The sequence below is a fragment of the Streptomyces sp. NPDC058464 genome, from assembly GCF_042721035.1.
Taxonomy (GTDB): domain Bacteria; phylum Actinomycetota; class Actinomycetes; order Streptomycetales; family Streptomycetaceae; genus Streptomyces.
This window is the reverse complement of sequence record NZ_JBHXMA010000030.1, coordinates 98,474-116,986: the sequence shown is the minus strand read 5'-3', so window position 1 is coordinate 116,986 and position 18,513 is coordinate 98,474. Positions and strand designations below refer to the sequence as shown.

Annotated in this window: 20 protein-coding genes; 10 read left to right on the top strand and 10 right to left on the bottom strand. The window is 68.3% G+C overall.

Annotated elements, in window-relative coordinates:
* Positions 1-48 precede the first annotated feature (48 nt).
* Positions 49-846, bottom strand: a complete 798-nt coding sequence (locus tag ACFWPQ_RS34290; RefSeq protein ID WP_384043478.1) for a FadR/GntR family transcriptional regulator — start codon at positions 844-846, stop codon at positions 49-51.
* 122 nt (positions 847-968) lie between these two features.
* Between ACFWPQ_RS34290 and ACFWPQ_RS34285 the strand changes: the two genes are divergently transcribed.
* The 8 genes from ACFWPQ_RS34285 to ACFWPQ_RS34250 all read left to right on the top strand — a co-directional run bounded on the left by ACFWPQ_RS34285 (position 969) and on the right by ACFWPQ_RS34250 (position 7,897).
* Positions 969-1,502: a flavin reductase family protein gene (locus ACFWPQ_RS34285; protein WP_384043476.1), complete on the top strand. Its 534-nt coding sequence runs from the start codon at positions 969-971 to the stop codon at positions 1,500-1,502.
* Positions 1,503-1,562: 60 nt separating this feature from the next.
* Positions 1,563-2,735 carry an acyl-CoA dehydrogenase family protein gene (locus ACFWPQ_RS34280; protein ID WP_384043473.1) on the top strand — a complete coding sequence of 391 codons (1,173 nt, stop codon included), beginning with the start codon at positions 1,563-1,565 and terminating at the stop codon, positions 2,733-2,735.
* A gap of 35 nt (positions 2,736-2,770) precedes the next feature.
* Positions 2,771-3,616, top strand: coding sequence for a fumarylacetoacetate hydrolase family protein (locus ACFWPQ_RS34275; protein WP_384043470.1), 846 nt, complete (start codon positions 2,771-2,773; stop codon positions 3,614-3,616).
* A gap of 39 nt (positions 3,617-3,655) precedes the next feature.
* Complete coding sequence (locus tag ACFWPQ_RS34270; RefSeq protein ID WP_384043467.1) at positions 3,656-4,576, top strand: VOC family protein; 921 nt, start codon at positions 3,656-3,658, stop codon at positions 4,574-4,576.
* Positions 4,577-4,626: 50 nt separating this feature from the next.
* On the top strand, positions 4,627-5,004 hold the full coding sequence (locus tag ACFWPQ_RS34265) for an antibiotic biosynthesis monooxygenase family protein (protein WP_384043464.1): 378 nt from the start codon (positions 4,627-4,629) through the stop codon (positions 5,002-5,004).
* Between the two features lie 85 nt (positions 5,005-5,089).
* Positions 5,090-5,551 carry a MarR family winged helix-turn-helix transcriptional regulator gene (locus tag ACFWPQ_RS34260; protein WP_384043461.1) on the top strand — a complete coding sequence of 154 codons (462 nt, stop codon included), beginning with the start codon at positions 5,090-5,092 and terminating at the stop codon, positions 5,549-5,551.
* 190 nt (positions 5,552-5,741) lie between these two features.
* Entirely contained in the window at positions 5,742-6,350 is a 609-nt protein-coding gene (locus tag ACFWPQ_RS34255; protein ID WP_384043458.1) for a hypothetical protein, read from the top strand.
* Between the two features lie 185 nt (positions 6,351-6,535).
* Complete coding sequence (locus ACFWPQ_RS34250) at positions 6,536-7,897, top strand: DUF3533 domain-containing protein (protein ID WP_384043455.1); 1,362 nt, start codon at positions 6,536-6,538, stop codon at positions 7,895-7,897.
* A 242-nt stretch (positions 7,898-8,139) separates the two neighbouring features.
* On the opposite strand, the gene ACFWPQ_RS34245 is transcribed toward ACFWPQ_RS34250, so the two are convergent.
* The 3 genes from ACFWPQ_RS34245 to ACFWPQ_RS34235 all read right to left on the bottom strand — a co-directional run bounded on the left by ACFWPQ_RS34245 (position 8,140) and on the right by ACFWPQ_RS34235 (position 10,835).
* A complete protein-coding gene (locus ACFWPQ_RS34245; protein WP_384043452.1) occupies positions 8,140-8,943 on the bottom strand; it encodes an IclR family transcriptional regulator in 804 nt (267 codons plus the stop codon).
* 48 nt (positions 8,944-8,991) lie between these two features.
* A complete protein-coding gene (locus ACFWPQ_RS34240; RefSeq protein WP_384043449.1) occupies positions 8,992-9,144 on the bottom strand; it encodes a hypothetical protein in 153 nt (50 codons plus the stop codon).
* A gap of 101 nt (positions 9,145-9,245) precedes the next feature.
* Positions 9,246-10,835: a bifunctional 3-(3-hydroxy-phenyl)propionate/3-hydroxycinnamic acid hydroxylase gene (locus ACFWPQ_RS34235; protein WP_384043446.1), complete on the bottom strand. Its 1,590-nt coding sequence runs from the start codon at positions 10,833-10,835 to the stop codon at positions 9,246-9,248.
* Positions 10,836-11,227: 392 nt separating this feature from the next.
* On the opposite strand from ACFWPQ_RS34235, the gene ACFWPQ_RS34230 reads away from it, so the two are divergent.
* Both ACFWPQ_RS34230 and ACFWPQ_RS34225 read left to right on the top strand, forming a co-directional pair.
* A complete protein-coding gene (locus ACFWPQ_RS34230; protein ID WP_384043443.1) occupies positions 11,228-12,010 on the top strand; it encodes a CoA transferase subunit A in 783 nt (260 codons plus the stop codon).
* Positions 12,010-12,654: a CoA transferase subunit B gene (locus ACFWPQ_RS34225; RefSeq protein ID WP_384043440.1), complete on the top strand. Its 645-nt coding sequence runs from the start codon at positions 12,010-12,012 to the stop codon at positions 12,652-12,654. The genes ACFWPQ_RS34230 and ACFWPQ_RS34225 overlap by 1 nt, the downstream gene beginning before the upstream one ends.
* 107 nt (positions 12,655-12,761) lie before the next feature.
* Here ACFWPQ_RS34225 and ACFWPQ_RS34220 read toward each other — a convergent pair whose 3' ends face one another.
* The 6 genes from ACFWPQ_RS34220 to ACFWPQ_RS34195 all read right to left on the bottom strand — a co-directional run bounded on the left by ACFWPQ_RS34220 (position 12,762) and on the right by ACFWPQ_RS34195 (position 18,051).
* Positions 12,762-13,853 (bottom strand): alcohol dehydrogenase catalytic domain-containing protein, encoded by a 1,092-nt coding sequence (locus ACFWPQ_RS34220; RefSeq protein ID WP_384043437.1) that lies wholly within the window; start codon positions 13,851-13,853, stop codon positions 12,762-12,764.
* A gap of 31 nt (positions 13,854-13,884) precedes the next feature.
* Entirely contained in the window at positions 13,885-14,868 is a 984-nt protein-coding gene (locus ACFWPQ_RS34215; RefSeq protein ID WP_384043433.1) for a hypothetical protein, read from the bottom strand.
* Positions 14,869-14,910: 42 nt separating this feature from the next.
* Complete coding sequence (locus ACFWPQ_RS34210; RefSeq protein WP_384043430.1) at positions 14,911-15,657, bottom strand: dienelactone hydrolase family protein; 747 nt, start codon at positions 15,655-15,657, stop codon at positions 14,911-14,913.
* A 97-nt stretch (positions 15,658-15,754) separates the two neighbouring features.
* A complete protein-coding gene (locus tag ACFWPQ_RS34205; protein WP_384043427.1) occupies positions 15,755-16,462 on the bottom strand; it encodes a class II aldolase/adducin family protein in 708 nt (235 codons plus the stop codon).
* Positions 16,459-17,436: a TAXI family TRAP transporter solute-binding subunit gene (locus ACFWPQ_RS34200; protein WP_384043425.1), complete on the bottom strand. Its 978-nt coding sequence runs from the start codon at positions 17,434-17,436 to the stop codon at positions 16,459-16,461. Before ACFWPQ_RS34200 ends, ACFWPQ_RS34205 begins: the two co-directional genes overlap by 4 nt.
* Before the next feature lie 216 nt (positions 17,437-17,652).
* Positions 17,653-18,051, bottom strand: coding sequence for a cytochrome P450 (locus ACFWPQ_RS34195; protein WP_384043422.1), 399 nt, complete (start codon positions 18,049-18,051; stop codon positions 17,653-17,655).
* Positions 18,052-18,513: the final 462 nt, after the last annotated feature.

Genomic DNA, 18,513 nt, shown 5'->3' with positions numbered 1-18,513 from the left:
CGAGACACGCATGTCTGCCCGTTGCGCCCGACCGTCGACATCACGGGCTCATTCCGCGTCGACGGCCGGAGCCGTGTCGTGCTCGCGGACGAGCCGCATGAGCGTCTCCTCATCACGCTTGTCGAGGGCGTCCACCAGGGCGGCGTGCAGCCTGGAGCGGTCACGGGCATGCTCGGCGAGCGGAACGCCGCCCTGCGGCCGGACGGCGATCGCGTGACGGTCCACGAGCCCCACCAGCGCCACGTACAGCGAGCGCAGGAGGGCATTGGGGGTGATGTCCGCGACACGCAGATGCAACTGCCAGTTGGCCCGCACGAACCTGTCGGCGTCAGCCGCTTCAGCCGCGTCGTCCATACGCTCAAGGTGGTCACGCAGGTCCCGGATGTCCGCCGGAGAGGCGTGCCACAGTGCGTCCTGCCACAGCAGCGGCTCCAGCGCGTCCCGGATCCGCAGCGCCTGCGCCACGTCCGCCTGAGCGGCGTCGAGCGCGAGGACGGAGTGCGCGAGCCGCGCCATCGGGGTCTGTTCCGCGGCGAACAGACCGCCACCGGGACCGCGCTGGACGGTGACCACGCCCCGGGTCTGGAGCAGCCGGAGCGTCTCGTTGAACGTGCCGACCGACACGCCACAGCGAGCGCGGAGCTCGTCCTTCGTACCCAGGCGGGTACCAGGAGACACCTGGGCGGCGAGGTCGGCGACCATGTCGGCCGCGGCTTCGGCACGCGAGGCGCCTCCCGCCTGCCCCCAGTCGGCGCGCCGCAGCGCCGGCGGATCCGCGCCCGGGTCCGCGGCAGCGCCCCGTTCCCCGCGCTTCTCGCGCCGAGCGCCTTCACCTTGAGCCGTCACAGCCCCTCCGCCTTCCGATCGAGCACTGTCGATTCATTATGACGAAAATCCTCGCATCCTCTTGACGCCTCAGGAAACAGGGATGCAACATCGCCATAATCATCATAATGAATGGAGATCCGATGGTCCCCGTCCTTGGTGAGCAGGAGTTCCGCGATCTCATGGCCGGCGTCTGCGCACCGGTCACGATCGTCACCGCCACGGCCGAGGGCCTCCCCCACGGCACCACCGTGAGCGCCTTCGCCTCACTGTCGCTACGGCCCCCCATGGTCACCGTGGCACTCGATCGCGCGTCCGGAGTCCTGTCCCGCATCACCAGCACCGGACGCTTCGGCGTCAATGTCCTCGCCCACACCCAGGACGACCTCGCGCTGACCTTCGCCCGCCGCGGGGCCGACCGCTTCGCCCACACGACCTGGCACTACGACCACGGCCTGCCGCGCCTCGACTCAGCCTCCGGATGGTTGGCGTGCGAGGTGGCCGAGGTGGTCGAAGGCGGTGACCACCTGCTGCTGCTCGGCACCGTCACCCACGCCCGGACCACACCCGCCCCACCGCTGGTCTACGGCCACCGCACCTTCGGCACCCACTCCGCCTACGCCGACCGCCCCCACCGAAACGCCATCACCGACCACATCGCGGCCTTCGCACGCTGACTGCCTTACCCCACCCATCACGTACTTCCGCCCCCGGACCGACAGAAAGAGCGCACCACGATGACGACCAACGAAGATCTCATCGCCCGTGCCGTGGCCCTGCAGCCGTTGCTGCGCGAGCACGCGGCGGCCACCGAGACCGACCGGCGGGTACCGGATCCCGTGATCGACGCCATCGCCGAAGCAGGGTTGTTCAAACTCTCCACCCCCAAGCGGTACGGCGGCCACCAGACGTCCATGCGTACCATGCTCGACGTGTCGGCAGCGCTGGCCGAGGGTGACGGGTCCACCTCCTGGGTCGTCACCTTGGTCAACGTGTGCAACTGGCTCACCAGCCTCTTCCCCTCCAAGGCGCAGGACGACGTGTTCGGCGCCAACCCGGAGGCACGCGTCACGGGGGTGCTGAGCCCCACCTCCACGGCGGCCAAGGTCGACGGCGGCTGGCGGGTGTCGGGGCGCTGGTACTACAACTCCGGTTCCTCGCACTCCGACTGGGCCGTACTCGGCGTTCCGCTGACGGACGAGAGCGGCACCGTCGTCGATCAGGGCCTGGTCCTCGCCCCCCGCACCGACCTGTCACTGGAGGACACCTGGTTCGTGGCGGGTATGAAGGGCACGGCGAGCAACTGCCTGATCGCCGACGACATCTTCGTCCCCGAGCACCGCGTCATGTCCGTGCCCGCCGCCATCGAGGGCAGGTACCCGACCGAGCACACCGACGAGGTGCTCTCCCGCTCGGGCTTCGTGCCCGTCCTCGCCCTCGTCCTCGCCGGACCTCAGCTGGGACTGGGTCGTGCGGCGTTGAAGTACGTCACGGAGAAGGCCGGACGCAAGCCGATCTCGTACACCTTCTACGAGACGCAGGCCGAATCGGTCGCCGTGCAGATGCAGATCGCCGAGGCCGCCCTGCGCATCGACACCGCCACCCTGCACGCCCAACGCGCCGCCGCCGCCATCGACCAGGCGGCACGGAGCGGTGTCTACCTCGACTACACCGAGCGCGCCCGCGTGCGGGCGGACACGGGCTGGGCCATCCAGAACGTCCTCGAAGCCATCAACACCCTCGTCAGCGTGCACGGCGCGGCTTCCTTCGCCGAGGTCAACCCGCTGCAGCGGATCTGGCGCGACGCCAACACCGCGGGCCGCCACGCGGTCGCCGCCCCGACGGTGGCGATCGAGGTGTACGGCAAGGCCCTGCTCGGCATCGACGAGAAGATCACCCCCCTGGTCTGACCCGCCCCACCCCCCACCCATTCAAGGAGCAGCACGTGCGTACCGCCAATCTCTCCGGGCGCCTCGTCATCATCACGGACGACGACACCGCCGTCGACGTCGAGGAGGCCAGCGACGGCCGGTTCGGGCCCGACCCGCAGAACATCTACGAGCGCTGGACCGACTTCCGGGTCTGGGCCGCGAACGCCGAACTGCCGGCCGGGCGGCCGTTCGCCGCCGCAGACCTCGGCTCGCCGGCCCCGGCCCCGCGCCAGGTCCTCGCGGTGGGTCTCAACTACCACGCGCACGCCGACGAGTCCGGCTTCGAGTCTCCCGACACCCTGCCGCCCACGTTCACCAAGTACGTCTCCAGCATCACCGGACCCGTGACCGACGTACACCTCCCCGAGGACGGACACACGGACTGGGAAGCCGAACTCGTCGCCGTCATCGGCGAAACCGCCCACCAAATCGGCGAAGACGACGCCTGGCTGCACATCGCCGGCCTCACCGTCGGCCAGGACATCTCCGAGCGCATCACCCAACTCAGCGGGCCTGCACCTCAGTTCGGTCTCGGCAAGTCCTACCCCGGCTTCACTCCCATGGGCCCCTACCTGGTCACGCCGGACGCACTCGCCGACAGCGACGATCTCGAACTGAGCTGCTCCATCAACGGTGAAGAAGTCCAGAAGGGCCGCACCCGCGACCTCATCTTCTCCGTCCCCGCCCTGGTCTCCCGTCTGTCGGCCATCCTTCCGCTGCTGCCCGGCGACGTCATCTTCACCGGCACCCCCGCCGGCGTCGGACTGGGCCGCACCCCGCAACGCTGGCTCTCCGACGGTGATGTCCTCGTCAGCTACATCGAAGGCATCGGCGAACTCCGCCAGACCTTCCACGCCTGAGCCCCCACCCCGCGTACTTCCCGCGTCCAGGAGTCCCCTATGTCCCTGCACCGTCTGTCCTCGATCGTCATGGGAGTCCCCAACACCTCCGAGACCGCCGCCTACTACACCGCCTTCGGCCTCAGTCCGGAACTGGACGGCTGGTTCAGCACGCGCGACGGCGGGCGCCAGCTCCGCCTCGTCAAGACACCCACCCGCCGCCTCGTCGAGATCGTCATAGGCGTCGACACCCCTGACGACCTCGCCGCGGCCGCCGCACGGCTGGACCGCCTCGGTATTCACGCCGCGCTGGAGGCCGGCACCCTCACCGCCTACGAGAAGATCACCGGTGTCCGCGCCGTGCTGCGCGTCGAGCCCCGGGTCACGCAGCCGACGACCCCGCCCACGCCCTACAACGGTCCCGGCCGCGCCGAACGCGTCGGAACACGCGCGCCCGGCACGCTGCGCAGCACTCCCGTCCAGCCCCGCAAGCTCGGCCACGCGGTCCTGGGCACCACCGACTTCGAGACCACCACAGCCTTCTTCCGTGACGGTCTCGGCTTCAAGATCTCGGACTTCATGGGTGACGTCGGCGCCTTCATGCGCTGCTCGACCGACCACCACAACGTCCTCGTCCTCGCTGCCCCGGTGGCATTCCTGCACCACACCTCCTGGCAGGTCGACGATGTCGACGAGGTGGGCCGCGGCGCCGCGGCCATGCTGGAGGACCACCCCGAACGACATGTCTGGGGCCTGGGCCGGCACCACGCCGGCTCCAACTTCTTCTGGTACCTCAAGGACCCCGCCGGGAACTTCTCCGAGTACTACTCCGACCTGGACTGCATCGTCGACGACCAGCTCTGGAAGCCGGAGGTCTTCGAAGGCGCCAAGGGCCTCTTCAACTGGGGGCCGCCCCCACCGCCCTCGTTCATCAAGCCCGACGACCTCGCCGGACTGATGACCGGCGCACACAGCAGTTAGGCACTGGCGCTCCCCACCTGTTTTCCCGCCCCTCTCTCCAAGGAGTCCGCGTGATCGAACTCAAGGACGTCGACGCCGCCTCGGCCTCCTTCCTGGCCCAGCTCCAGGGCCCGGACGACGGACAGCCCGTCACTCTCGTCAACACTTTCGTCGCCCCCCAAGGGCAGGTAGACGAGGTCATCAGCGTCTGGCGCCAGGATTCTCTGATCATGAAAGCGCAGCCCGGTCTCGTCTCCGCCCAGCTCTACCGGGGCATCGGCGACAGCCACGTCCTGACGAACGTGGCCGTGTGGGAGTCCCTCAGCGCGCTCAGAAATGCGTTCAACACCCCCGAATTCCAGAAAACACTGCCCCTGTACCCGGACGGCTCGGTCGCCTACCCGTCGTTGATGCGCAAGGAAGCGGTGCCCGGGGTGTGCGTGGCCTGACCGGACGGCCGACGGTGTTGTGGTGGTCCCGTCGGCCATCCGGCCCGCCACATTAAAGGTCTACGCCTAGATATATCCTGGAGAGGTGAGCAACCAACCCACCCGAGAAGCGCTGCCCGTGGAACTGACCCGAGTGGTCTGGACCCTGCACCGCGTCCTTCAGCAACGTCAATCTCCACCCGCCGGAGAGTCCAGGCGCCCACTCGCCCAGGTCGAAGTGCTGAGGCTGGTCGACAGTCAGCCAGGCATCAGCGTGGGCGACGTCGCCACGGCCCTGGGGATGCAACCCAACAACGTCAGCACCCTGGTCACGCAACTCACCAATGACGGCTTCCTGGAACGCCGGCCCAGCGCTCGCGACAAGCGCTATGTGGAGCTCCACCCCACGGGCAAGATGCGGACGGCGGCCGGTCAGGTCGACGCCAGCCTGAGCGTCGTCATCAACGAGGCGCTCGAACAGCTGTCACCGCAGGTGGCCGAGCGCATCACCGAGGCCCTCCCCGGCCTGTGGGATCTCGCCAAAGCCCTCGCACCCTCGCAGCAGTGAGGGTGCGAGAGCTCCTGCTGGCTCGCGTCAGAGCAGTTCATCCGCATCCTCCCGACTGCGCCGGTTCTGACGCTGCCTGACCGCTGCGTTCGTCACCAGGACCGCCCCGCCGCAGAGGCGCACCCTGTACGTCAACGTCGCTTTCGGCGCCATCGGGATGGGCGGGGTCGCCGCGGCGCTCCTCAGCCGCATGCTGCCCCCCGACGTGCACTTCCAACGGATGTTCCTCTTCGGCGCGCTGCCGCTCTTACTGGTTCTGCTGGTGTGGTGGCTGATGCCCGTGACCTCCGTCGAAGCCAGTGAGGAACAAGGGGAACCGCGGAGCAAGGGCCTCAACGGTCCGACCTACACCTTCTCCCCCGGACGGCTGCGCGGCACCCTGCTGCTGTGCGGTGGCATCTTTATGGGCCTGCTCCTCATCTACAGCACCGGCACGTGGCCGCCCACGATCACGGTCGACCGCGGCATCGACCTGAGGGCACCCCTGGACCCGACGATCAGTTTCAACCCCCGAGCTACATCGCGACTGCCGCCGCGCTCTGCTTCTCGACGAAGAACGGCTTCTACGCCTTCGTCATCCCGGCCCTCCTGGGCGCGCTCTTCGTTGCCCTGCTGCCCTGCTGCCACGCACCCCCGCCACCACACCAGCACTGCAGAAATCGGCGGTGTAAGCAGACGGGGCGTGACGGTATCAGCGGTGACCGAGGCCGGATCGCCCCATCGCTGGCGCGCTCCATCTGCACAGCCCGGTCGCGCGCAGTTGGGCGACCACCGTGCCCGAACCACCGGCCCGTTCTGAGAGCGAACAACCGGGCCGGCATCCAGAATCCGTGCTCCGCCTCACAGACCTGCGACACGAAGGGCAACACCTCCCGCCCCGTGATGGGTGCAGCAGCGCAGTGGCGCAGGTCGCTATCTAAATCTAGTTCTATAGGTATAAGATTAGAGCTACTGCATCGGGTCCACGACGTCGGGACATGACACATGCCTGCCCCTCATTCCAGCCACCCCATAGCCGTCACCGCGCTGCGCGTACTCCGCGCGCCCCGGGTGTGGCTCATCCCTGTCAGCCTGCTCACCGTCGCGCTCGGCCTCATCACGGTGCTGTTCAACGGCAGCGTGGCGAACCCCAAGGCCGACCTGCGTGACGCGCCGATCGGCCTGGTCAGCCTCGACAAGGGCACCACCGTCAAGAAGGGCGACCGGGAGAACATCGGCGGCCAGGTCGTGAAGGGCATCGCCACCCGGAAGCAGGAGCCTCACCGGACGGTGAAGTGGAAGACTTACGCCACCCTCGACGAGGCGAAGACCGCCCTAGGGCGAAACGAGCTCTTCGCCGCCATAGTCCTGCCCCAGGACTACAGCAGGAAGCTGCTCAGTCTCGCGGGCGCCCATCCGAAGAGGCCCGCGGTCACGGTCCTGACCAACCACGCCGGGGGCTCCATGGCCGCCTCCATGGGTCAGCAGATCGCCGAGGGCGCGATCCAGAGGGCTTCCTCAGGTGCCGGCGCCCAGATCCTCGCGCACGCCCAAGAAGCGGGAGCGAAGGTGCCGGCCGCGAATCAAACCCTGCTCAAAGACCCGATCACCATTACCGCGAGGGACGGGGTGCACCTGGGCGCGCGTACGGGACAGGGCCTGACCGCGTTCTTCTACGCACTGCTTCTGATGATGACCGGCTTCCTCGGAGCCAACCTCATCCACAACATGACCGACTCCGCGCTCGGTTTCAGCGCGACCGAAATGGGGCCGAAGCGCCAGGTGGCGTTGCCGCAGCAGATCAACCGCCGGCAGACCCTCCTGGCCAAGTACCTGGTCATGGTGGTCACTTCGGCTGTCGTCTCGGCCGTCATCCTGGGGGTGTCCACGTTCGCCCTCGACCTGGACCTGCCGCACTCGCTGCTGCTGTGGGTGTTCGGCACGGCAGCGATCTCAGCGGTGGGCATCGGGACGCTGACCGTGCTGGCCATGCTGGGCGGGCCCGGTGTCGTCGCCGCGATGCTGTTCTTCATCGCCGCGTCGATTCCCACCTCCGGCGGTGCGGTTCCCCTGCAGGCGATGCCCCCGTTCTGGCGGTGGCTCGCCCAGTTCGAACCCCAGCGCGCCGTGACAGACGGCGTCCGCGCGATCATGTACTTCGACGCGCAGGGCGCCGCGGGACTCGACCGTGCTTGGATCACACTGGGCCTCGGACTCCTCGCCAGCCTGATCATCGGATTCGCCGTGACCTGGCTATACGACCACAAGGGCTGGCACCGGATCCATCCCCAGACACTCACCCGGCTGCGGGAGTTCCTCCACCACGACAAGAACACGGTCCGCGCGGACGACACGGCGTCCGCGTAACCCCTCAAGCCCCCGTGCGCATGAAGCACGGGGAAGCCGCCAAGAACCGGGGACGGCATCAGCGGCGGTGATATCCGGCCCTGTCCTGCCCTGACCTGGGCCGGAGGCGGCGCGGTCCGAGCCTGACTCGGGCCGCGCCGCCCGCGTATCGGCCGACGGCCGCGAGTCGTGGTGCGCTTCGTCCACTGAACGCGCAGAGGCGCGGCAGGAACGCCATTGGGCTGTATGGACGGCTTCTTCTGTCAGTCGCCGACCATCTTCAACTGATTACCGATGTGTTCGGCAGCAGTGCGCACGGATTCGACCACCTCGGGAAGCCGGCGGTCGGGGACCCTGTGTTCCAGCGCGGCCACGCTCAGCGCGGCCACGACACCCCCTGAGGCTCCCCGCACCGGAGCGGCGATGCCGAGGATGTCCGTGTCGAGTTCACCACGGCTCACGCAGTACCCGTCCTGGCGGATCTCCCCGAGCCGGGCCATCACAGCATCGACATCTGTCATGGTGCGCGCGGTGAACCGCTGGAGCCTCTGACCCTCCAGCAGCTCCCGGCACTCCTTCTCGGGCAGCCAAGCGAGCAGTGCCAGGGCGGAGGCACCCGCATTGGCCGGCAGAACGCTGCCGCGCTCGTAGGAAATCCGCACCGGGTGATCCGCCTCGCACCGTTCCACGCAGATCGCGGCCGCTCCGGCACGACGGGTGAGCAGCACCGTCTCGCCGATCTCACCGGACAGGTTCCGCATCACGGGCAGGGCGATCTCCGACAGACCGTACCCGCGCCTAGCCAGACGAGCGAGCTCCAGCACCCGAAGCCCCAGACGGAAGCCCCCGCCCGGGTCCTCCTCCAGGAATCCGCTCCCGACGAGACTCTGCAGGTACCGGTAGGCGGTCGAACGCGCCGTCCCCAGCGCGGTGGCGACCTCTTGCCCCGACACAGACAGCCTGCCCTCCGAGAACAGCCCCAGAATGTCCAGCGCCCGGTCGGCGGTCGAATTGCGCTCCCGATACTGGCTTGTCGGGGCGGGGGTTTCTGACTTACGTCCTGTCATGCAGGACATCGTAAGGTCCTGATGCCTCCTGCGCCTACAACACCAGTACTACTGGATGGGCTGGTAGGCAGCGCCGTCGTCATTGAGCAGCCGCTCGGTCTCCGTGCAGATCTCCTCCGGCCAGAGACCGAAGTCGGTGCTCGTACGGAACGACTGCCGTACGTCCTTCTCAATCCGCGGTATCGACGGACATCTGGACATCGGCGGGCTCGAGAACCGACAACGGCCGCTGCACGTGGACGAGTCGCTCTGGTCCGCAGTTCTCCTAGCCCCGACGGCCGCCGTGGGCGTCGGGAGAGTGCTCACGCGGTTTGTCGGCGCAGAGCGGCGGCGACGGCGGGGAGGTCGTCCGGCCCCATGACCGCGGCAATGTAGCGGTCGGGCTTGACGAGCACGAATCGGTTGCGGGCGGTCCCGAGCGCTTCCTCCAGCCTGCCGTCCGCGTCCGCCACGGCTTCACGTGCGGCCGCCGCGGGCGGCAGCCGGTCGCCGAGGAGGACGTCGATGCGCTTGATGCCAATCGTGTCGTCGGGCCAGTGTGAGCCGTCGACGCGTCGCCAGGCGGCGTCCGGGACATCGACGCCCAGCAGGGCGTAGGACTTTCCGAGCACGTCGTCGAGGAGTTGTGGGCGCAGACTCGGCGGGACAAGGACCCGCGGCTGTGGCAGCTGCGTGCCGGTCAGGGGGTGGTCGCCCACGACGAGTCCGGCCTCGTGCCGTGCGCGGGGCCGGAACCGCATCTCGCTGAGGTAGCGCCGTCCCGGTGGTATGCGCAGGAGGGTCCGGGCGGCGATGTCGCGCACGAGGGCGCGCCGCCGGTCGGTGGTCATAACGACATCGCCGAGGCGTTCGGAGTAGCGGACCATGGCGGTGGCATGGGGGCGGCGCTCCGCCTCGTAGGTATCGAGCAGGCTTTCCCGGGCTCGCCCGTGCCACACGTCATCGATCTTCCAAGCGAGGTTCGTGGCGTCCCGGATCCCCGAGTTGAGCCCCTGGCCGGCGAACGGCGGCATCATGTGCGCGGCGTCACCCAGCAGCAGGACGTGCCCGTCACGCCACCGGTCGGCCACGACCGCGTTGAAGGTGTAGGCGGTGCAGCGCTCCACCTGCTCCTCGGTGAGGGATCGGTAGGGCGCGACGAGCCGGCGCAGGGTCTCGAAGTCCGGCCGCACACCCTTCTCCCCTTCTCCGGGGTGGAGGAGGAACTCGTACCGACAGCGGCCGCCCCGGCCGGGCACGATCACAGTGGGCCGGTCGGGAGTGCCGTGGTGCATGCCGTAGCGCTCGTCGTGATGATCGCCGGTGGTGTCGGCGACCAGCCAGACCTCCTGGTGGCTGGTGCCGGTCATGCGGATACCGAACAGCTCGCGCACCGCGGAACGGCCGCCGTCGCAGGCCAACACCCAACTGACCTCTAGAAGTTCCTCGTCCATGGCGCCCGGCGTGCGGACGGTGGCGGTGACGCCGGTGCCGTCCGGCCTCTCCTCCAGGGTGACCAGCTCGGTCGAGAACCGCACATCCGCCTCGGGACGGGACTTCAACTCGTCGAGGAGGACCTTCTCCAATTCGGGTTGGGCGAACTGGTTCTTGAACGGGAAGCCGAGCCGGTACGCCTGCGGGCCGCGAGCATGGAACAGAGGCCGGCCCTTGCGGTCGTAGTAACGGGTGCCGGTTCCAGGCACGACGATCTCCAGAACCTTGTCCGCGAGGCCGGTCGCCTGCAGGGTTCGCAGGGATTCGTCGTCCAGGCTGATGGCCTTGGCCTCGTCACTGGTGGAGGCGTTGCGTTCCACCAGAACGAGAGGTACACCGCGCGCCGCGAGGAGATTGGCGACGGCGAGGCCGACAGGTCCGCCGCCCACGACGAGTACCGGATGCTGCGCCGGGGTCATGGGATGACCACCACTGACGCGAGGGAGGACCTCATTGCTGCTCCTGTCCTGAAAAGAAGGACTCATGTCCTACTCTGCAGCCATCATAGAAGGTGAGGCACCAGGGCGCGAGGGGCGGATCCCGTAAAGCTCTACCCTTAGAGCTTTTTCGATCACACCGAACGCGAGGGGATTGACGACATCCAGACCGGTCCACCGCGCGATCGAAACCCGCACCGGCGCCCACTTCTAGCCGAGGTACGCAGCGAGTGCCTCGACACCTTGACGACATAGGTCCCGACACCACATTATCCATGTAATCATCATGATGAATTGGGTAAGTGTGACAGCACCACTCACCCCGCTGCCCCCGCGTCCGGCTTCACAGGCCGGCCCACCCGAGGAAGCACCCCATGGACAAGACAGTGGCCACCGCCGAAGAGGCCGTGGCCGACATCGCCGACGAATCCACTCTCGCCGTAGGCGGGTTCGGCCTGTGCGGCGTCCCCGAGACCCTCATCCGCGCCCTGCACGCGCAGGGTGCCCACGGTCTGGAGGTCGTCTCCAACAACTGCGGCACCGACAACCACGGCCTCGGCATCCTGCTCGCCGACCGCCGTATCACCCGGGTCACCGGCTCCTACGTCGGTGAGAACAAGGAGTTCGCCCGTCAGTACCTGACCGGCGAACTCGAGGTGGAACTCACCCCGCAGGGCACACTCGCCGAGCGCCTGCGCGCGGGCGGGGCCGGCATCCCCGCCTTCTACACGCCGGCCGGAGTGGGCACCCAGGTCGCCGAGGGCGGTCTGCCCTGGCGCTACGCGGCTGGGGGCACCTCCCAGACGGAGTCTGGGGGAGGGTCGGTCGCCGTCGCCTCACCAGCCAAGGAGGTACGAGGCTTCAACGGCGTCACCTACGTCCTGGAGCGGGCCATCACCACCGACTACGCCTTCGTCCGCGCCACCCGCGGCGACCGGCACGGCAACCTCGTGTTCGACAAGTCGGCCCGGAACTTCAACCCGCTCGTCGCCATGGCCGGGCGCATCACGCTCGCCGAGGTCGAGGAACTCGTCGAGCCGGGCGAACTCGACCCCGACGAGATACATCTGCCGGGGGTGTTCGTGCAGCGAGTGCTCGCCCTCGACCCCGGCCAAGCCGCCGACAAGCCCATCGAGAAGAGGACGGTACTGGCCTGATGTCCTGGACCCGAGACGAAATGGCGGCCCGGGCCGCCGCCGAACTCCACGACGGCGACTACGTCAATCTGGGCATCGGTCTGCCGACCCTCGTGCCCAACCACATCCAGCCCGGTGTGGAGGTCGTACTCCACTCGGAGAACGGCATCCTCGGCGTGGGTCCGTACCCTCAGGACCCCGACGTCGACGCAAACCTGATCAACGCGGGCAAGGAGACGGTCACGGTCCTGCCCGGCGCCTCGTTCTTCGACTCCGCGTTCTCCTTCGGCATGATCCGCGGCGGTCACATCGACACCGCGATCCTCGGTGCCATGCAGGTCTCCGCCGCGGGCGACCTCGCCAACTGGATGATCCCCGGCAAGATGGTCAAGGGCATGGGCGGCGCGATGGACCTCGTCCACGGTGCCCGCCGCGTCATCGTCCTCATGGACCACACCGCCAAGGACGGCACCCCGAAGATCGTCCAGGAGTGCACACTCCCGCTCACCGGGCGTGGCTGCGTCCACCGCATCATCACCGACCTCGCTGTCATCGACGTCACGGCCGACGGCCTGACACTCGTCGAGACGGCGCCCACGGTGACGGCGGACAAGGTGATCGCGGCGACCGCCGCCTCCCTGAGGGTCTCTCTTCCGCGCGTGTAGCACGGGCCATGGGCGGGGTCCCAGTCCGTGGTGACCGAGACACGGGGCAAGGGCTGTACCGGATCCGGTACAGCCCTTGCCCCGTGTCCGCAGACGCGGCTGTGTCGTCAGGGATTGACCACTGCCATCCAGATGGGTTCGCTCCGGCTCTGCATCGCCGCCACCGCCTCGTTCACCTCGGTGAGCGGATAGCGGTGGGTGATGAGTTCCGCCACGTCGAGGATGCCGTCGGCGAGCAGGGTCAGCACTTCCTGCGCATCGGTGCGCGTGCAGGATCGGGTGCCGATGATGCGCCAGCAGTTGACCATGACGGCGATCATGGGGAACATCAGCGGACTGCGGTTGGCACCCATGTGCACAAGGCTGCCTCCGGTCGCGAGCGAGGCCAGCGCCTGACCGGTGGCCGGCCCGTCCGGCACGAAGTCGAGGACGGCATCAGCCCCTCCGGGGACGAGAGCGCGCAGAGCACGGGTCAGACCGCCCTCCTTCGCCCAGTTCTGCGGCAGTTCTTCGAGCGCCACAACATCGGTGGCCAGACCGCCCGCCAGGTGCCGGACCGCCTCCAGCCGTTCGGCGCTGCGCCCGACGAGGATCAGCCGGGTGACGCCGAAGTACCGTGCCAGCTTGATGGTGGCCGTGCCCATGGTGCCGGTCGCGGCCGTGACCACGAGAGTCGCCCCGAGCCGCAGGTCCGCGCACTTCAGGGCACGCACGGCATTGGCGAGGTCGTGGACCTTGGCGCCGACGTCGAAGGACACGGAGTCAGGAAGCGGGTCGACCAGCCCATGGGGAACACGGATGTACTCTGCCAGCCCGCCGTCGTGATACCGGTCGTACAGCGGCATGGGGACGTCACCGAACGCGGCGTGTCCGATCATCGCCTGCTGCGGACACATCATGTCCCGGTCGGAACGGCAGTACCCACAGGTTCCGCAGTTGAGGTTGGGATGCACCCGCACCCGGGTGCCGACAACCGCTGGGTCGACCTCACTTCCCACGGCGACGACCGTGCCCGCGGCCTCGTGCCCCAGCGTGGTGGGCAGGTGCTTGAAGGCGCCCTGGGCCAGCAAAGCCATCATGCCGGGGGCGAGACCGGCGGAGGCAACCTTCACCAGGACGTCGCGGGGGCCCGGCTCGGGAGTGGCGATCTTGTGCAGATGCAGCGCGGCGGAGCCCTTCTCGGCGCGCGCTGCGAGCATGGCGGTCATGGTATACGGCTCCTACGTTGTGTCAGGCCTGAAGCGCGGCCAGCAGTTCGGGGGTGTACGGCTCGGCGGCCCTGCTCGTCTCGGCGATCTGTGGGAGCTCGCGGTCGGAGAACACGGCGATGTGCTCGCTCTCCTCACTGCACACGCTGGTGTACGCGATGCCCAGCGGGATGCGGACGAAGTCGCCCGGCCCGAGTTCGACGATGCCTCGCTGGCTGACCAGGGTGCGGCGGCCGCTGATCTGATACTGGACCTCGTCCGCGTCCAGGGTCCGGCGGTACACCCGCTGCCCACTGGGCTCCAACCGCACCGTGCCGAGCCGGAAACCGGCTGAGCGGTACAACCAGGTCATGCCCAGTTCACCGGTGCCGGTGAGGACCTGAAGGCGTTCCTTCTCCGCGTGCACCTGTTCCAGCAGCCGCAGCTCGTCCACGGGTGCGACGCTGATGTCGTGCCCCGGGCTGCCCATGCACTGTGTGACCGCCTCGTTGACTTTCCCCGGCTGCCAGCCGGGAAAGACGGGGAACACCACCTCCGACCGCCGCACGGGGTTGCGCTCTTCCCTCACCGGGGCCGGCGTGTAGAAGAGCAGATGGCTCTCCTGGCGCCCGTAGTTGTCGTGGGCGACACCACGCGGCAGGCGGGAGAACTCCCCCGGCCGGTGTTCGACAACACCGAGCTCGGTCATCAACGTGCGGTCGCCGGCGATCTGGTAGGAGATCTCGTCGACGTCGCAGTTGCGGTGGTAGAAGGGCTGACGGTTGTCCATCGTCTGCCACTCGACACGGAGCTGGGCACTCTCGTAGATCCCGCGCGGCGGAGCGAACGGCACTGCCGCGTACTCCTGCGGAAAGTGCACCACACTCAGCGGCTCGTGATCCCTCCACAGCTTCACCGGGAAGGGGTTCGGGTGCGGCGGCGACAGCAGCAGATGCTCGTCCCTCTCGACCAGACGGGACGGCTCGTCCGAACAGACGACCGCGACGACTTCGGTGACAGTGGCCATGAAACGTCCTTGTTTCGTTTGTCTCGTTGGGGAAACGGCTGTTCAGGCGGTCGCGGGCAGGTGCCAGTCGAGGAACGCGTAAGTGCGCTGCCAAGCAGTGGACGCGCTGTCCTCGACATACATGTGCGGACGGGCATCGCAGGCGAAGGCGTGTCCAGCGCCTTCGTAGACATGGCTCTCGAACTCGACCCGCGCGCCGGTCAGCGCCTCGTCGATGGCCCTGACCTGCTCGGCGGGAATGGTCGGGTCCGCCGATCCCACATGCAACATCATCGGGGCATCGATGTCCTTGACCCGGTCCACGACCGCGTGCGGACCGGCGGCAATGCCAGGACCGTAGAAGACGACGGTGGCACCCAGCCCGCCGATCCCGGTGGCGGCCGTGAAAGCCGCCCGGCCGCCGAAACAGAAGCCGTTGACGGCCGTACGCGAGGCCGGAATGCCCTCCTGCTCCGTGAGGTGGGCCACGACGGCCCGGACATCGGTGACGATCGCGTCCGGACCGATCGCGCCGATCAGCGGCATCGCCTCGGCATGCTGCTCATAGGCAAGCATGCCGACGCCGTTGCGGTGGAACAGATCGGGCGCGAGCGCGAGGAAGCCACGAGCGGCGTATCGCCGCGCGATGTCCTGGATGTGCTCGTTGACGCCGAACGCCTCCTGCAGCACCACCACCGCCCGGCTGGCAGGCTGTGCGGGGCTGGCGATGTACACGCGCATGGGACCGTCTGCCGTGGACACCGTGAGCCATTCGGTAGTGGCGCTGTTGATGCTGTGCTGGTCAGTCATGGTGCTGAGTCCTTCACTGGTATGAGAGAGGAGGTTGCCGATGTGCGGACGTCAGCCGTGCCGCCGTACCCGGTTGACGGTGGTCAGGGGCTAAGCGTCAGAGGGCGGCGAAGGCGACGTGCGCCCGGCGGACGAGATAGCGGTATCCGGCTTCCAGCTGGCTTTCAGGCCAGCATTCGGCCCGCTTCGCGAGGGCTTCCATGGCGTCGGAGTGCACGAGCACGGGGCCGGCCGCCTGCGCCGTCAGCTGGAGAGCGCAGGCCCGTTCGAGCAGTACCGCGTGCATCACGGCCCCTGCCACGGTCCGGCCCGCGGCGACCAGCCCGTGCTTGGGCATGAAGGCGGCAGGAGCATCTCCGAGTGCTGCCGCAAGCGCCTTGCCGAGGCCGGGCGTGCTGACGAGTCCGCCGGTCTCCCGGAAGCGGGGCACGTCGGCTCCCGCGAAGAGTGCTCCTTCATGCGAGAGAGGCAGAAGAGGAACTCCGAGGGCCGCGAAGGCGACGGCCGACGCGGCATGGGTGTGCACCGAGCAGGTCAGTTCCGGCGACTCCCGAAGGGTCTCCAGGTGGATGTGGCACTCCTTGTGCGGGGCGCCGTCCCCTTCGAGCACCTCGGCGTCGTACGACACGAGCTGCAGCCGGTCGTGGCCGACCTCTTCGAGGCCCCAGCCCGGCGCCTTGATCCAGATGCCGCGCCCCTCCGGGTCGCGCACAGCGACATGGCCCCAGACCATGTCGCTCTGACCGGCGGCAGCCAGGGCGTGCGAGGCCTGGATCACGTGGGCACGAGCCTCGCCGGGGGTCATGACGTGGGCAGGGCGCCGTAGTAGCGGGCGGCCCCGGGGTGCAGCGGAATCGGTGACTTGCCCATGGTGGCCGGGTCCAGTGGGTAGGTGATCGGACTGCGCTCGGGGGCCAGGTGCCGGTACTGCCCCTCGATGATGTGCCGGGTCTCCCCCAGCACCCACGCGATGGCATACGCGACGTCGTCGGCGAGGTCGGCGCGGGTGAGTACCAGGAAGTCGGAGAAGTCGAGCGTCCGGAAGGCGGAGCGCCCCGGGAAGTAGCCGTCGTCGACGGTTGCCGCCGGCCAGCCGAAGTCCTCGTGGATCCGCTCCAGGACGTCCTCCTCGACCTCCAGGAAGTTCAGGTGGCGACCGATCTCCTGCCAGACGGGCAGCATGATCGCCTCGTGGACGATGGCGTTGGCGCGGCCCTCCTTCACATGGTCGAGCGACTCGAACGGCCTCTCGTCCTCAAGTAGTTCGCCGCCCCACCCCTTGACATCGACGCCCGACCGGGTCAGTACCTCGTGGGCGGCGAGCCCCACGTGGTTGACACCGTCGTGGATCGACGTGGCCAGGGTCAACGCGGGCTTCTGCTCCCGCAGTTCGGCGAAAGATGTGATGCCGAGGTCCTTGTGCACGGCCACGACCAGCCGGTCTCGCTGCGGCACCACGCCCAGTGTGCGCAGGTCCGGGTAGTGCTCATCCGAGTAGACCCCGCGCCCGTCGAGGGCCGGAAGCGCGAAAGCGGTGGGGGTGGTCAGCGCCACCTGCACCTCGCCTCTGCCCACGGCGCGGACGGCATCGGAGAAGCCCCGGCTGTTCCAGGTGGCGATGCGCGTGTGCGGACCGCAGCGGTCCGCCAGCTCCTGGGCGATCCAGCCGCAGACCCGGTGCAGGTTCGCACTGCCCCAGTCGCCCCGCAGGTGCAGGGTGAGCGAGCGTTCGATCTTCGGTTCCACCGGCCGGTCGGGCCTGGCAACGGAGGGACTCATCGCGGCTCCAGTCCTGTAATGAAGGATATGAATCCTGCCAATCGAATCAATATAGAAGTACACCCTGGACGGGCGCGAGAGGCGGGAGACATCTAGTCTAGCGTCATAGGTCTACCATTAGAGCTATGGCGTACGTGACCGCCAGTCGGGCGCCGTCCCGTGTCGACCTCTCACAGGGCGCGTTGTCGGTGCACAGTCGGCCCGTTCAGCCAACAGTCACGGTGACGGGAGCGAGTCCAGACCGCGCAGGACGTTGTTGAAGTGACGGACCGGCCGGCCGACCTCGATACGGACGACATCGCGAAGGAGTGCGCGCAGGATCGCCTCGCCCTCCATACGGGCCAGCGCCTGCCCGGCACAGCCATGCAGGCCGAATCCGAAGGCGAGATGGTCGTGGTTGCTCCGCGTGACGTCGAAGCGGTCAGCGTCCGGCCACTTGCGCTCGTCGCGGTTGGCTGAGCCGAAGAGGACTGCCAGGCGGGTACCGGCCGGGACGGCGACATCTCCGACGACCGCATCGACACGCGCCGTACGCCCGAACGTCTGGACGGGTGATTCGTAACGCAGCACTTCCCGGAATGCCGACGGGACCAGGGCCGGATCGGCTCGCGACATGTCCCATTGCGCGGGGTGTTCGGCCAGCAGTCAGATCATGTGACCAATGGCGTGCACGGTGGTGTCCATCCCCGCGGCCACATAGGCCATCACCAGGTGAAAGGACATGACCACCTCCTAGTGCGCGGTGCCCGTACCTGCATAGCGCAGCGGGTGTCCACGCATAACTGATCATTGCGCATGGCGAGAACCAGCGACCCGACAATCAAGGCACATGTCCCGGAAATCAGGAAAGCCGGGACGAGGCCCGAGGCCGCCAGCCACTGATGCGATCGAGGTCGCACGTACGCCCCAAAAGTCCATCGCCGGGCGGTACAGGACATGCTCGGAGGCTCGCACTGATTCCGGAGGGGCGGGGGGGGGGGGGCCCGGCGGCCCCGGGGGGGGGGCGCGCCCCCGCAAACCAGGCGGGCGGGGGGGGGGGGGGGGGGCGCGCGGCCGGCGCGCCGGCCCGCCCGGCCC